Here is a 13,756-nt window from a genome sequence, read left to right on the forward strand (position 1 = left end):
TGACAACGCTTTCAGAGCAAGGCTTTCGTTGTGTCGCAATTCATTCTTCATATTCTGATCTGACAACCCCAAAATTTAGGCACTTTTTCCCTGAAAATTAGGTAGTTGACCACCTGAAAACTGGTAAAACCCTACAGCCCACACCCTGCCCCCACCAAGAGACTTATTCAGCAAACCATATCTAAGCGGGAAAAATCCCCTTTTATGTAGTCTATGATACTGTTTTTTGGATTGAGATCGTCTAAAGTCAAGAAAATTGCTTCTAGGGTTCCGATTTAAACTTCTTTAAATGTCAGGCCCGAGAGGAGCAAGCTAGTCTTAAATGAGCGGATCAAAAATTTTTTCCATCTAAGCTGGCTACACGGCGGGATAAAAGCCCGGGAGACTTTAAGGATAACTGTTTTGAGGCAGTGTCTTTGAAGACTCCCGGGTTATTGTATTTTGAGGTAAAATGATGTCCGAGGAATCTACTTTTCAACCCCCTCATGTAACTGAAGCTCAACAGGCCTTAGAAAAAGAACGCCATTTGCCCCTAACCGGTTGGCAACAGGAAGTTTCTCAGGGGTTAACCTACGGTTTAGAGGCGGCCGATAGTATTCGCAATCGCAGTATTCCCACCTTTTCCAGGGGTGAGTTACCCCACTATGCGGGAATTAACACCTTTATGAAGGCTCCCTATTTGGAAGATGTGCGGAATGTGGGCAATTATGACGTGGCAATCGTCGGTGTTCCCCATGATTCGGGGACAACTTACCGACCCGGAACTCGTTTTGGTCCCCAGGGAATTCGGCGGATTTCGGCCCTTTATACACCCTACAATTTTGAATTAGGGGTAGATTTGCGCGAACAAATTACGCTCTGTGATTTGGGGGATATTTTCACCATTCCTGCTAATAATGAAAAGTCCTTTGATCAAATCTCGAAGGGGGTTGCCCATGTCTTTAGTTCCGGCGCATTGCCGATTATTTTAGGGGGTGATCATTCCATTGGTTTTCCGACGGTGCGGGGTATTTGTCGGCATTTAGGGGATAAAAAAGTCGGTATTATTCACTTTGATCGCCATGTGGATACCCAGGAAACAGATTTAGATGAACGGATGCACACTTGCCCCTGGTTTCATGCCACCAATATGAAAAATGCTCCTGCTAAAAATCTCGTCCAATTAGGGATTGGTGGTTGGCAAGTTCCCCGTCAAGGTGTTAAAGTTTGCCGCGAGCGGGCCACTAATATTTTGACCGTCACCGACATTGTTGAACGAGGCATTGATGCCGCCGCCGAATTTGCCTTAGAACGAGCTTTAGATGGTACGGATTGCGTTTGGATTAGTTTTGATATTGATTGCATTGATGCTGGTTTTGTCCCCGGTACAGGTTGGCCGGAACCTGGCGGTTTATTACCCCGTGAAGCCTTAGCTTTATTAGGTAAAATTATCCAAAAAGCTCCCATTTGTGGTATGGAAGTGGTGGAAGTTTCCCCTCCCTACGATATTAGTGATATGACCTCTTTGATGGCTACCCGTGTTATTTGTGATGCCATGGCCCATCTGGTTATTTCAGGTCAATTACCCCGTAAAGAAAAGCCCTATTATATTCATCCTGAGGCCAATCTGGCCGTTGACGAACCCTGGCAGTAATTTCCTATGCACGAAACTGATATGACCAAGGCGTTAATTATGACAGTTCGAGATTGGTATGATAGCCAACCTGAAAAGCTCAAAATTGAAAAAATTCATCTCATGGTTGGTGAATTTACCTGTGTCGAACCGGTCAGTTTACAATTTGCCTTTGAAGTTCAAACTGCCAATACTTTTCTTGCTGGCGTGGAATTAGCGATTAAAAATATTCCCCTAATTGCTTATTGTCATTGCTGCCAAAAAGATTATCAACCCCAAATTGGCCAGCAATATTCCTGCCCAACTTGTCGATCACCGATGGAGGATATTCGTTCAGGTCGAGAGTTAAAAATTGACCACATTGAATATTCTTTAGATTCTTAAACAAAGTTGGGTGATCGCTTCTACAAGTTCGATGATCAATTATTCATTCTCAACTAAAATGCACCAAACTTTTGACGCGGCCCTAGAAATTAATCTACTTCATGCCAATCAAACAGGAGCCGATCACAACCGGGAACATTTTGACGAGTGGGGCATTACCTGTTTAAACTTGATGAGCAGTCCTGGTGCGGGTAAAACTGTGTTATTGGAAAAAACCCTCGCAGCCTTAAAAGATCAATTAAAAATGGCTGTTATTGAAGGCGATATGACTACAGAACTAGATGCAGAGCGCCTGAGACAATATGGAGTTCCCGTGATTGCCATTAATACGGGTCGCTCCTGTCACTTAGATTCCAAAATGGTAGCCGGGGGAATTCATCGTTTCAAAGAAGATTATAACCCCAAAGAGTTTGATTTATTGTTGGTGGAAAATGTGGGAAATTTAGTTTGTCCCGCCGAATTTGAGGTAGGGGAACACGCTAAAGTTGCTCTATTAAGTATTACTGAAGGAGAAGATAAACCCCTCAAATATCCAATTATGTTTCAAGAAGCGGATTGTCTGATTATTACCAAATTAGATTTGGCTCCTTATTTAGAGATTGATTTAAAACGTTTAGAGGCAAATGTTCGTTCTATGAATCCCGATGTAAAGATTATCGCTCTTTCTGCTCAAACAGGAGAAGGTTTAGAAGAGTGGTTAAATTGGCTAAAAAGCCAAGTCAATAGGACTAGGTTCTTGAATTGTTAATCAGTAACAGTTTTTGAGATTTATTTCTGTTTTACTAGCTGTCATCTCTAAAGGCTATTATCTATGAAACGGCGCAATTTTTTCTCCTTACTTCTCGTTTTTTTTAGTAGCTTACTCCTGACCGTTAGTTGCAATCAAGCTCCTCAGCAAACCCCCAATGCAAGTAGTTCTCTGAGTAATACTGCCCCCATTGTCATCGGTTATAGTAACTGGGCCGGTTGGTGGCCCTGGGCGATCGCTGAAGAAGAGGGATTATTTGCTAAAAATGGGGCTAATGTTCAAATGAAATGGTTTGATGGTTATCTTGAATCCTTGCAAGCTTTAGCTGCCGGACAATTAGATGGAAATAGCCAAACTCTCAACGATACAATCGCTTTTGCAGGAGATGCAGTGAATGGTCAAGTTGCTGTTTTAGTCAATGATAATTCGTCAGGAAATGATAAAATTATTGTCACAGAAGAGATTAAAACTATTCAAGATTTAAAAGGCAAAAAAGTTGCTGTCGAAGAAGGCGTTGTCGGTGACTTTCTCCTCAGTTTAGCCCTAGGAAAAGAGGGAATGAGCCGTAAAGATGTGCAAATTGTCCCCATGGAAACAGGGGCTGCTGCTGCCGCTTTTGCATCGGGAAAAGTAGATGCAGTCGCTGCTTTTCCACCTTTTTGGTCAACAGCCCTTAAACGAAAAGGTTCTAAAGAATTAATTAGTTCTAAAGCTTTTCCCGGTGCTATTCCTGATTTGTTAGTTGTCAGTGCCAAATTAATCAAAGAAAAACCAGAACAGGTTCAGGCTCTTGTCAAAACCTGGTTTGATGTTCGAGAGTTTATGGCTAAAAATCCCCAAAAAGCCGATGAGATTATGGCCAAGCGTGCGGGCATTAGCACAGAAGAATTGGCCTTATATAAAGAGGGAACGAAGTTTTTCACCTTAGAAGAAAACTTAGAAGCCTTTAGTCCTGGTAAAACCATGAAAAATATGCCCTTTGCCGCTCAAAAAATGGCTGATTTTATGAGGGAAGTTGGCTTTATTAAAAAAGTCCCCGATCTAACAACCATTTTAGAGCCCAAATTTGTCAAGTCGTTGGCAAATCAAGACAAAAACGCCTAATTAGCCCCTCGATCATTCGAGAAATTAAAGGTTCCAATTCTCGATCTACAAGAGGGATTAGAGAGACAAGTTGACTGCAAGAATTTTTTGATAACTGGGTGATATTGGCTATCAAAATTATTCTTTTCTTTGGCAAATACCATGACCACAACACCTAAAACGCTTCCTCAAAGCACTTTTTGGCGGATTACCGAGGATATTCCCGAATCCCTAAAGTGGACTTTAATGGTTTCCTCTATTATTGTCCCGCTTATTTTCTGGTTACTAATCTCTAGTTTTGCGGGCATTGAATCCGTATTTTTGCCTTCTCCTTTAGCCGTTATTCAGGCCTTAGGAAAATTGGCAGAACAGGGCTTTTTAATTCAAGATACTATGACCAGTTTTTTACGAGTAGTTGGAGGCTTTTTTTTAGGAGGATTGTTTGCTATTCCCCTAGGGATTTTAATGGGAACTTTTCCGAGTATTCGTAGTTTAATGGAACCGATCATTGGCGTTGTACGTTATATGCCCGCTCCTGCTTTTATTCCCCTATTGGTTATTTATTTGGGTATTGGAGAAACGTCAAAAATTATGCTGATTTTTATCGGGACAATTTTCTTTAATACCCTGATGATTATGGATGCAGTTAAGTTCATTCCCCGTGAATTGATCGAGGTAACTTATACTCTTGGAGGAACTCGAAAACAGGTTTTATTTAAAGTGATTACTCCCTATATTATTCCTAATGTTATCGATACTTTTCGTGTTAATATGGCGGCCGCCTGGAATTTGGTAGTGGTGGCGGAATTAGTGGCGGCGGATAATGGATTAGGCAAACGGATTTTATTGGCCCAGAAATTTCTGAGAACCGATGAAATTTTTGCCTGTTTAATTGTCCTGGGAATTATTGGCTTTGCCCTAGATTTAAGTTTTCGTTTGTTTTTGCAGTGGACTTGTAAATGGTCAATTACTCGTTAACTGAAAAACTCAATAACAGAGTTTATTCTGTCACCAGTAAAGTTATTTTAATGATAAGAGAAGAACCTTAATGCACTTAGAAATTACTCAACTCAATAAAATTTTCATCACTAAACGAGGTGCTGTGGTCGCTCTGAAAGATATTAATTTACACGTTGAAAGTGCTGAATTTGTCTGTGCGGTCGGGGCCTCTGGTTCGGGAAAATCAACTTTGTTGCGAATGATTGCGGGTTTAGAGCTGCCCACTTCCGGCAAAATTACCGTTGATGGTGTTGAAGTGACAGGGCCAGGAGCCGATCGCGGCATGGTTTTTCAAAATTATACACTCTATCCCTGGATGACGATCCAAAAAAATGTTGAATTTGGCTTAAAACTACAGGGATTATCGACAAAAGAATGCTGGGAAGTAGCCTGTTATTATCTGGATATTGTCGGTTTAACTCAATTCGCTAATGCTTATCCTAGAGAACTATCGGGTGGGATGAAACAACGGGTTGCGATCGCCCGCTCTCTTGCCTGTCATCCCAAAGTCTTATTAATGGACGAACCCTTTGCCGCTTTAGATGTACAAACCAAAGAAAGAATGCACGAATATTTAATTGAAATTTGGCAAAAAATTAGGTGTAGTATTTTAATGATTACCCATGATGTGGATGAAGCGGTTTTTTTGGCTCAACGTATTTATGTTTTGAGTGCTAGGCCGGGGACTATACAACGGGAATTAACAATTAATTTACCCCTAGATCGTAATCATAAAATTAAACGACAAGCTCAGTTTTATGACTATACGGATCAAATTTACGGCCTGCTACGGGGTGAGAAATCCTAGAAAAAACTAGGGATCATCAAGAGTAGTCCCTGGTTGAAAACGAGTTAGAGCAGCAAAAATCATCCTCTAGAGATACTTTCCGTTATCTAGCATCGCCAAACAGCGATCGCTCGCTGCTGCCGCAAAACCTAGATAAGGTTTGCTGAATAAATCTAAAAACCTTGTTGGGTAAGACTTTTAGACTTTTTGTCAATCAAAAAGTGCCAGCCCTTGCAGTGATCGGGGGTAAAATTCCTGGACTTTTTCCCTGAAAATTAGGTAATTGACCACCTGAAAATGAGTAAAACCCCACACCCCACACCCCACACCCCACACCCTGCCACCACCGAAAAACTTTTTCAGCAGACCCTAAATAAGTGATAGAACAGTTGTTCAACCATTAAGATTTTGTGATAATACTGGGTAAGTGTGATCTAAAGTACAGCTTTTTTTGGGAAAGTTTCTCCATCGGTGCTGCCTTGGGGCGCAAATATGATAGAATGAGACTAAATTGATACAAAACTTTACTTCAAGGTGAATCTATGCCGTTTACGATCGAATCAGCGCGGAGCATTTTCCCCAACACGCTATCAGCGGATGTGGTTCCTGCCACGATTGCGCGTTTCAATCAGCTGAATACCGAAGATCAACTAGCCTTGATTTGGTTTGCCTATCTAGAAATGGGCAAAACCATCACCGTTGCCGCCCCCGGCGCTGCTAGTATGGTGTTTGCCGAAAAAACCATGAATGAAATTCGGCAGATGTCACCCCTGCAACAGTCGCAGGTGATGTGCGACTTAGCGAACCATGCTGACACCCCGATTTGTCGTACCTACGGCACTTGGTCTGCTAATATCAAGCTGGGATTCTGGTATCAATTAGGACAATGGATGGAAGATGGCAGTGTTGCCCCAATTCCCAAGGGTTATGAACTATCTGCTAATGCTACCGCCGTTTTAGACGGGATTAAAAAATTAGAGTCGGGACAACAAATCACCGTTCTGCGGAATTGTGTGGTCGATATGGGCTATGATCCCAAGAAACTAGGCGATTATAACCGTATTTCCGAACCCGTGGTTCCTCCCCAAAATATTGCCGAACGGACCAAAGTTAGCATTGAAGGCGTTACCAATGCCACCGTCCTCAACTATATGGACAACCTCAACGCCAATGACTTTGATGTATTAATTGAATTATTCACCCCTGACGGCGCTCTGCAACCACCTTTCCAACGTCCCATCGTCGGTAAAGAGGCAGTATATCGCTTTTTCCGCGAAGAATGCCAAAATTTGAAATTAATCCCCGAATGCGGTGTAGTGGAACCCGCCGATGACGGTTTTACTCAGATTAAAGTGACGGGAAAAGTACAAACCCCCTGGTTTGGTGCGGGTGTGGGTATGAATATGGCATGGCGCTTCCTCCTAACTCCTGATAATAAAATTTTCTTCGTAGCGATCGATTTATTAGCTTCTCCGAAAGAATTATTAAACTTTGCCCGTGGCTAAATAGCTACTGAGAGAAATCATTAAAAATTCTGATGAAACTTATTAGAGTTCCTTGTCAAGTGAACTCTTTTTTTTCTACAATTAAAAGGCTGACTTAAAAAAATTGGGAAATACACCGGTTTCTTCTCTGATCTAGGTAAGAATAACTAAACAATCATTCTTAACAGATGTCGGCGAAAAGAGTCATGGTAGTTCAAAAACCCAAAATTATCATCCCTAAAACTAAAATCATGCCTATGAGTGAAATAATTTGGTCAGATACGGAACAAGAAATTGCTCAAACTGCTTTCCAAAAAGCCTATCAGCGAGAAACTAGCACTTTAATAGAACATATTAAAGAACAGTCTGGTCAGATCACGGTTTTAGATGATATCTGGCAAATGCACGATTATCTAAGCGCCCGACGACATCAGATTGATGGTAAATATGACTATCGCTATACTTCCCTAATTTTTGTCTTTGCCCAACTGTTAAAGGAAGGATGGTTAAAGCTAGAGGATCTCAACGGTTTGGAAAAAGATAAACTAGCGAAAATCGCTGCCCTCTCGCGAATGTAAATTAATGATTAGCATTAAGCTATCAGCTTTCTGCTCCTAGTTGGGTGACTAAAAAATTCATCTCTAGATAATCAACCCCGTCTTAAGTTTTTCCTAAGCGGCAACCAATTCCGCTAGAATGAGTCAATCATCCCGATCGCTTATCGCTTGTTTTGCACCTTTGGTTTATGTTCAAAAATCTTTTACTTCCCCTAGGAATATCTATCTTTCTCGGTGTTTGTCAATCTTTGTCAGCCGCCGAATCAGCTATCATCAAATACCACATCTTCCAAGGGTCTGTATCAGTATCAGAATTAAAGCAATTGAGCGAAACAGGCGAATTAGCTCCCGCTTTAGCGGCACAATTAAAGATGGCTAACCAAAAACCCGAAGAATTCCGTAAAATCCTTAATCGTCGGGTAGCGGTGGATGCCGTCTTTCTTTCCAAATTTCTTAATAGTTTTTTTGGCGAAAGTTTGCTAGATTATGCCACCGAAATTGTCCACACCCCCAATCGGGCTGCTAGTCGGCAAGCTTTACGGGGTTCCTTAGTCACTTCTGCCCTCAACGATAACGAGATTCAAATCATCGAAGTCCTCGACAATTATCCCACCAGCGAGGTTCATGTGGATGGCAATCGTCTGCTGGATTTAATCAACCAAATTGAATCAGTATTGAAAAAAATGCCCCGTTTACCTTTCTGATACCAAATCCGCCTTCAGGTTTTCTTGAATTGCGCTGTAAATTGAATAAATTAGGATAATCTGGTAGGAATAATGACGACTTCTTTGTCTCAAAGGAAAACAGTTAGCGGCAAACCTTTTTTAAAGTGGGCGGGAGGCAAAACTCAACTGGTTCCCAATATTCTATCTTTGATTAATTCCCAGATTTCTCAAAATTGTCAGTTTAACTACATTGAACCTTTTGTCGGAGGTGGGGCAGTTTTATTCTCAGTCTTAAATAATTTTTCTTCTGTCCAAAAAGTTATTATTAATGACATCAATCCTGATTTAATCATGGCTTATAATGTTATTAAAAATAATGTCAAAGAATTAATAGTCAAGCTTAAAAAAATTCAGCAGGATTTTTATGAACTTAAAAATCTAGAGGAACAACAAAAGTTTTTTTTGGATAAAAGAATAGAATTTAATTCTCGCAGCTGCGATGACGATCTAGAAAAAACAGTTTTGTTATTATTTCTCAATAAAACTTGTTTTAATGGACTTTATAGAGTCAATAGCAAAGGACTCTTTAATGTCCCTTTTGGAAAATATGTCAAACCATTGATCTGCAATGAAGAAAACTTATTAGCTGTCAATCATCATTTACAGAAAGTGACGATCCTACAAGGGGATTTTGTCCAAACCCTAAATTATGCCAATAACAAGACTTTATTTTATTTTGATCCTCCCTATAAACCGATTAAAAAAACATCAGCTTTTACCTCTTATACTAAAGAAGATTTTAACGATGAGGAGCAAATAAGATTAAAACAATTTATCGATCGAGTCGATCGGGCAGGTTGTAAATTTATTTTAAGTAATTCCGACGTTAAAAACTTTGACTCTGACAATAATTTTTTTGATGATTTATATAAAGATTATAATATTCAAAGGGTAAAAGCCCGACGAAATATTAATTCCCAGGGCAATAATAGGGGAGAAATCTGGGAATTACTGATCAATAATTGACAAAAATCAAGTCTAACAGAAAAGACGACATGAATAAAAATATTTCTTCAAGAGATCGAGGGTGGCAAGCTGTATTCGATAGATATAACTTGCACGATCATGATTTTTGTAATCATCCTTATTTTATTAAGGCTGAACAGATTAAAGCAGCCACAAAACATTTTGAAACTACAGGGGAAAGAGAAGTAAGAATTTTATGTAAACAAGATACAAGAGAAAGCCGTCCAGAAGTTTTTAAAAAGCTAGGATTGTTTATTTTACCAGTCAAGAATGGAGAGTATGTGATATTAAAGGGCGAGGGTTATGTTGATATTCCTATCATAGAAACACCCATAGAAAATTATCAAACTTTATTAGATTTTCAATTAGAAACTTCTTTGATAGGTGATTCAGAAATGCAACATCTGGACTTCGCTTACGCATCGAGTCTAATTCGTCACTTTATCAAAGATAATAGCCTAGTATTAACCATTCGTGGTAGAAAATATACCCCTGAATTTACAATAAAAATTAATGATCATGTTCTTAAAATTAAAGGTGTACAAACAGAGGTGGATGCAGGATATGAAGGCAAGAACCAAATTGTCCTGATTGAAGCCAAAAACTTAAGTATAGACAATGTAATTATCAGACAGTTGTATTATCCATCTAGACAATGGCAACTGCATACTAAAAAGAAAATTGTTACACTATTTTTTGCTAAGAAATCAAATATATATTATTTATGGAAATTCGAGTTTGAAAATCCAGACAATTATAATAGTATTAAGCTGGTGGACTCAGCGAGATTTGAAATCATAAGCTAAATTTATCGTAGTTCTCATATCAGTTAGACACAATTAACTGATTGTTGATTAAGCGTATCAAAATCTAGAATGTCTCTCATGAGAACACTAGAATAAACCGACCATTTTGATCTGCAAAAAATGCCTCGTTTACCCTTATGAGTATGAATTTTATCTGCAATCATCCCTCGATCGAGCATTACTTAAGACAACGATTAATTAATATTTTTCCAGAAAACAACCATAAATTAACTTTCTATCGTTGCCCAAAAACTGATAGTGTCCTCTATCGTTCACCTCTGTTTTATTATTTTACGCCCGCTCAATGTCAAACCATATTTAACCATTTAATCGTCCTTTTTCCGCAAATTCAGCTTAAAGAAGGATGGCTAGAATTATTATTAGATCAGCAATTTTTGTCCTTTTGGTTACTGAAACTAAACGATTTAATCGAGCAATTTTTCTCGGATGAGCTTCCTCTTCATCCCAGAGGAGAATTTTTCTTTTTATTTCAATACACTCACGCTCGCTATTCTAGTTTGTTACAACTGCTCAATCGGGAAAAAATTAGATTAATCGAGTCTGAACTATTATCGTGGCATCATCCCGCCGAAATAGCTTTAATCCTGCAAATTTTAACCGTTTGTGATTGTTGGGAACGCCAGAAACTCTATCCCTTAACTGCGAATTTTTGCGAGGCAATGCTCAATTTTGAGCGTAACTGTCGCATTATCGGAGAATCGGCCCCAATTCAGCGATCGAGATTAATCCTGATTAGCGTCAGTCAAAAACTACTTAACCGTCTTCTCCATCAAAAATGGCAACTGCTGCCGATGACGGAACTATAACGAAGACAGGAGACAGGAGACAGGAGACAGGAGACAGGAGACGGGAGACAGCTATCAGGGATCAGATTTGAGTTTTTAGTTCACTGTTTACTGATCACAGCAAAAAGCGTTTGACAAAAGCTCACGCCGAATCTGACGGAGTAACTGCTGACGGCTTGGATGTGTAATTAATTTTGCTTAGGTACTTATAAAAATATTAACTTTTACGAATTTAGTGGACAAAACCATCAGCCTATGATAGATTTTAATTAGTGTGAGGAGCGAACCAGAATAGAGAGCCGAGACGAAACATGGACAGTCGCCGGCTCTCTTTCTGTTGTTCAGGAATTATTTTCTTCTTGGCGATATTTAATAAAAGTGGGCAAATCAACCCGAAAAGAGGAATATTTCGGGGAAGGGGAGATGATAGGTGCGGGCCAATCCCTATCTTTCTTATTTAAGGATTCTACTGGCTCAATTGTCTCTAATTCCGCTAAAAACTCATCGATGGGAGCCACTTCATCCCTTTCTTGATTCTCTGTCTGAGACCAAGGCTCGATTGCGGCTGCCTTGGCGACAATGGCTAAATCCGGGGGAGAATTGCGATCGCTACCGCGCTGGAAATACTGGGCTAAGGCCGCTTTATACTGGAGGGTGTAGCGTTGCTGACGTTGGAGACGGGTGCGTAATTCCTGCAATTGCTGGTCATAGTTGCACAGTTTTTGGCTTTTTTCCTGATAACTTTCCTGAATTAAGGCACATTCTCGCTCTAAACGGGCTAATTGTTGACGCGTGCGGGTCAATTCTGCGGTCAAATTGGCAATAATCATCGGTTGCCGTTGTTCTGCTTGACGATACTGTTCGATTTCCCCTAAAGCTCGCTGTAATTGTTGCTTTTCGTATTGCAGTTCCTCGTTTTGCTGCTGGATTAGGGTATCGCAACTTTGCCAGCGACGATGTTGCTCGGCTAACTGCGATCGCAGTTCCCCGAGAGCTTGCTCCCGTCGCCAGATCTCCGCTTGTAATTCTTGATTTTGTTGACGTAAATGAGAGGATAGAGCTGCCCAATCTGTCTCATCTGTTGATTGACTCTCATGCTCGACAATTTCAGCAGTAATGACAGTATCCGCATGGGTGAGATGATCGAGGTACAGGTCGGAATTATCGTTCATAAAAGCCAAAGGATGAGGAAACCTAGAAGTTTAGAGACGTTAAAAGCCTTCTATCGTTCCCCAAAAAAAATGGGAACCGCATTGTTAGAGACTGCCGCGCGGTTCCACTGCCGATCCTTAAGAGGAGAACACTATAAATAACCATAAGCTTATTAGGAATTTTTGTCAATACTTAATGAGAAATTTTTTCAATAAGTTGGGAGGGGAGAGGGGAATCGACTAATTCGTAGATAGCTGTAGTGCGGGTGTCTGGCCCTGGGGCCAGGGAAGAATTAGCCACAGCAAAATTGATACAAGCATCGGTCGAGCGGGTTAGTGGCTCGATGTGCTTCAATAATTCTATAGTTTTTATTTTCCTTGTCGTATCATGCCACGTCCCCCGAAGAAAACCCCTAGCACCCCTGAACCCCCCGAAGAGCCAATTAAAGCCACTCCTCCCCTACAACCTCTACAAATTATTAAAAAGGGTTCTAGAGCCGCAGTACCCCCCAAACCCCCGGAAACCCCTTCAGAAATCATCGAGGAAAAACCAGCCGCAGAAACGGTAAAATCAGTCAGTAGCGAGATAAAATCTCCTTTCCGTCCCCGTTCCGATTCGGCTCCTCTATTCCGAAAACCAATTCCCAAAGCAGAAATTCCCGTCATCGAAAAAGCGACGGGAGCCAATGGTGAAGTATTTAATCTGACCGATTCTGTCCTCATTACCGAACCTTTTGGTACTCGTATTGCCGCTATTATCGATAGTTTTTATGCCGATGCTCAAGGCGAAATCTGGGCGCGACTCAAACCGGTGGAAGTTAATCCCGATTGTCGCTGGGAACAGGCCTGTATTCGCTCTCAGGGTTTGGTCAAGGCCGAGTAAGACAGTTATCAGTTATCAGTTATCAGTTATCAGTTATCAGTTATCAGTTATCAGTTATCAGTTATCAGTTATCAGTTATCAGTTATGGTTCTTCGTTACTTGGTATGGTTCAATAGGGTGGCATAAATCGACTAAATCCTTATCCGGCAAGAGACTTAATTGATTAGCTCGTTCTATATCGAAAACAAATCGAAAACAATTGGCAAAAATCGAAGCAATGTCTTTCTATATAAGGGTTTCATCCCTTATACCCCCCCTCCATTGCATAAGACAAACCGAAGAACCATCATGCTTTTATAGATGGTAATAAACGGGTAGCTTTCGTAGTAATGGCTATCTTTCTGGAATTAAATGGATGTTCGTTGGATGTTCCAGAACCCGAAGTTGTTTTAATAATGGAACGACTAGCAAACGGCCAAGAAAGTCAAGAAACTATATCAGAATGGCTGCAAGAAAATTCTATTAAATATTAAATATTAAATATTAAAGGTTATCTGTGGCTGCCCAAAATACAATTTCCACATTTCCGGGGGGTAAATTCAATGGTTCGGTAATCAGCAAGTTACCAGATTGATCAATTTTTCCTTTGAGTTTGTATGCTTGCATGATGTTTTTTATGATACTATTAGGGGTCGAGAAGGTCGTCACCGACCTCCCCTCCCATTCAGAACCGTGCGTGAGACTTTCGCCTCACACGGCTCCTAGTTTGACTGTTCCCTTGTTAAGGATACCGCTTGACTTCTTTTGGTTTGGTCTAGTATTATC

16 protein-coding genes and 1 riboswitch are annotated in these 13,756 nt (G+C 40.4%); of the genes, 14 read left to right on the forward strand and 2 right to left on the reverse strand.

Annotated features, from left to right (window positions below):
- Positions 1–251: 251 nt before the first annotated feature.
- Positions 252–386, forward strand: a riboswitch (guanidine-I (ykkC/yxkD leader).
- A 68-nt stretch (positions 387–454) separates the two neighbouring features.
- The 12 genes from O9295_RS08325 to O9295_RS08380 all read left to right on the forward strand — a co-directional run bounded on the left by O9295_RS08325 (position 455) and on the right by O9295_RS08380 (position 10,978).
- Positions 455–1,633 (forward strand): agmatinase family protein, encoded by a 1,179-nt coding sequence (locus O9295_RS08325; protein WP_288032642.1) that lies wholly within the window; start codon positions 455–457, stop codon positions 1,631–1,633.
- A gap of 6 nt (positions 1,634–1,639) precedes the next feature.
- Complete coding sequence (gene hypA, locus O9295_RS08330; RefSeq protein ID WP_002760929.1) at positions 1,640–1,996, forward strand: hydrogenase maturation nickel metallochaperone HypA; 357 nt, start codon at positions 1,640–1,642, stop codon at positions 1,994–1,996.
- 58 nt (positions 1,997–2,054) lie between these two features.
- Positions 2,055–2,744 (forward strand): hydrogenase nickel incorporation protein HypB, encoded by a 690-nt coding sequence (hypB, locus tag O9295_RS08335; protein ID WP_147070361.1) that lies wholly within the window; start codon positions 2,055–2,057, stop codon positions 2,742–2,744.
- A gap of 63 nt (positions 2,745–2,807) precedes the next feature.
- Positions 2,808–3,848: an ABC transporter substrate-binding protein gene (locus O9295_RS08340; protein ID WP_288032644.1), complete on the forward strand. Its 1,041-nt coding sequence runs from the start codon at positions 2,808–2,810 to the stop codon at positions 3,846–3,848.
- Between the two features lie 141 nt (positions 3,849–3,989).
- Positions 3,990–4,805 (forward strand): ABC transporter permease, encoded by an 816-nt coding sequence (locus O9295_RS08345; RefSeq protein ID WP_125732435.1) that lies wholly within the window; start codon positions 3,990–3,992, stop codon positions 4,803–4,805.
- Between the two features lie 70 nt (positions 4,806–4,875).
- Positions 4,876–5,634, forward strand: a complete 759-nt coding sequence (locus tag O9295_RS08350; protein ID WP_288032645.1) for an ABC transporter ATP-binding protein — start codon at positions 4,876–4,878, stop codon at positions 5,632–5,634.
- A gap of 521 nt (positions 5,635–6,155) precedes the next feature.
- Positions 6,156–7,118, forward strand: a complete 963-nt coding sequence (locus O9295_RS08355; protein WP_002760936.1) for an orange carotenoid-binding protein — start codon at positions 6,156–6,158, stop codon at positions 7,116–7,118.
- Between the two features lie 230 nt (positions 7,119–7,348).
- On the forward strand, positions 7,349–7,675 hold the full coding sequence (frp, locus tag O9295_RS08360) for a fluorescence recovery protein (protein WP_002746320.1): 327 nt from the start codon (positions 7,349–7,351) through the stop codon (positions 7,673–7,675).
- 167 nt (positions 7,676–7,842) lie between these two features.
- Complete coding sequence (locus O9295_RS08365) at positions 7,843–8,358, forward strand: alpha/beta hydrolase (RefSeq protein WP_288032646.1); 516 nt, start codon at positions 7,843–7,845, stop codon at positions 8,356–8,358.
- Between the two features lie 72 nt (positions 8,359–8,430).
- Positions 8,431–9,345: a DNA adenine methylase gene (locus tag O9295_RS08370; RefSeq protein WP_288032647.1), complete on the forward strand. Its 915-nt coding sequence runs from the start codon at positions 8,431–8,433 to the stop codon at positions 9,343–9,345.
- A 29-nt stretch (positions 9,346–9,374) separates the two neighbouring features.
- The gene (locus tag O9295_RS08375) at positions 9,375–10,151 is read left to right on the forward strand and encodes a type II restriction enzyme (protein WP_288032648.1); all 777 of its coding nucleotides are present in this window, start codon (positions 9,375–9,377) and stop codon (positions 10,149–10,151) included.
- Between the two features lie 143 nt (positions 10,152–10,294).
- Positions 10,295–10,978 (forward strand): DALR anticodon-binding domain-containing protein, encoded by a 684-nt coding sequence (locus O9295_RS08380; RefSeq protein ID WP_288032651.1) that lies wholly within the window; start codon positions 10,295–10,297, stop codon positions 10,976–10,978.
- Positions 10,979–11,298: 320 nt separating this feature from the next.
- On the opposite strand, the gene O9295_RS08385 is transcribed toward O9295_RS08380, so the two are convergent.
- On the reverse strand, positions 11,299–12,129 hold the full coding sequence (locus O9295_RS08385; RefSeq protein WP_002798321.1) for a hypothetical protein: 831 nt from the start codon (positions 12,127–12,129) through the stop codon (positions 11,299–11,301).
- A gap of 367 nt (positions 12,130–12,496) precedes the next feature.
- On the opposite strand from O9295_RS08385, the gene O9295_RS08390 reads away from it, so the two are divergent.
- Positions 12,497–12,991, forward strand: a complete 495-nt coding sequence (locus O9295_RS08390; protein ID WP_002798323.1) for a hypothetical protein — start codon at positions 12,497–12,499, stop codon at positions 12,989–12,991.
- Between the two features lie 296 nt (positions 12,992–13,287).
- Positions 13,288–13,464: a hypothetical protein gene (locus O9295_RS08395; RefSeq protein ID WP_502846496.1), complete on the forward strand. Its 177-nt coding sequence runs from the start codon at positions 13,288–13,290 to the stop codon at positions 13,462–13,464.
- Between the two features lie 10 nt (positions 13,465–13,474).
- Here the strand turns inward: O9295_RS08395 and O9295_RS08400 are convergent, their stop codons facing one another.
- The gene (locus tag O9295_RS08400) at positions 13,475–13,597 is read right to left on the reverse strand and encodes a hypothetical protein (protein ID WP_288032652.1); all 123 of its coding nucleotides are present in this window, start codon (positions 13,595–13,597) and stop codon (positions 13,475–13,477) included.
- Positions 13,598–13,756: the final 159 nt, after the last annotated feature.

The organism is Microcystis sp. LE18-22.4A (genome assembly GCF_027531105.1).
Classification (GTDB): domain Bacteria; phylum Cyanobacteriota; class Cyanobacteriia; order Cyanobacteriales; family Microcystaceae; genus Microcystis; species Microcystis aeruginosa.

What these genes read in the sequence shown, in the direction of transcription:
- O9295_RS08325 (WP_288032642.1), top strand. Translation starts at nt 455, where the DNA reads ATGTCCGAGGAATCTACTTTTCAACCCCCTCATGTAACTGAAGCTCAA.
- hypA (WP_002760929.1), top strand. Translation starts at nt 1,640, where the DNA reads ATGCACGAAACTGATATGACCAAGGCGTTAATTATGACAGTTCGAGAT.
- hypB (WP_147070361.1), top strand. Translation starts at nt 2,055, where the DNA reads ATGCACCAAACTTTTGACGCGGCCCTAGAAATTAATCTACTTCATGCC.
- O9295_RS08340 (WP_288032644.1), top strand. Translation starts at nt 2,808, where the DNA reads ATGAAACGGCGCAATTTTTTCTCCTTACTTCTCGTTTTTTTTAGTAGC.
- O9295_RS08345 (WP_125732435.1), top strand. Translation starts at nt 3,990, where the DNA reads ATGACCACAACACCTAAAACGCTTCCTCAAAGCACTTTTTGGCGGATT.
- O9295_RS08350 (WP_288032645.1), top strand. Translation starts at nt 4,876, where the DNA reads ATGCACTTAGAAATTACTCAACTCAATAAAATTTTCATCACTAAACGA.
- O9295_RS08355 (WP_002760936.1), top strand. Translation starts at nt 6,156, where the DNA reads ATGCCGTTTACGATCGAATCAGCGCGGAGCATTTTCCCCAACACGCTA.
- frp (WP_002746320.1), top strand. Translation starts at nt 7,349, where the DNA reads ATGCCTATGAGTGAAATAATTTGGTCAGATACGGAACAAGAAATTGCT.
- O9295_RS08365 (WP_288032646.1), top strand. Translation starts at nt 7,843, where the DNA reads ATGTTCAAAAATCTTTTACTTCCCCTAGGAATATCTATCTTTCTCGGT.
- O9295_RS08370 (WP_288032647.1), top strand. Translation starts at nt 8,431, where the DNA reads ATGACGACTTCTTTGTCTCAAAGGAAAACAGTTAGCGGCAAACCTTTT.
- O9295_RS08375 (WP_288032648.1), top strand. Translation starts at nt 9,375, where the DNA reads ATGAATAAAAATATTTCTTCAAGAGATCGAGGGTGGCAAGCTGTATTC.
- O9295_RS08380 (WP_288032651.1), top strand. Translation starts at nt 10,295, where the DNA reads ATGAATTTTATCTGCAATCATCCCTCGATCGAGCATTACTTAAGACAA.
- O9295_RS08385 (WP_002798321.1), bottom strand. Translation starts at nt 12,129, where the DNA reads ATGAACGATAATTCCGACCTGTACCTCGATCATCTCACCCATGCGGAT.
- O9295_RS08390 (WP_002798323.1), top strand. Translation starts at nt 12,497, where the DNA reads ATGCCACGTCCCCCGAAGAAAACCCCTAGCACCCCTGAACCCCCCGAA.
- O9295_RS08400 (WP_288032652.1), bottom strand. Translation starts at nt 13,597, where the DNA reads ATGCAAGCATACAAACTCAAAGGAAAAATTGATCAATCTGGTAACTTG.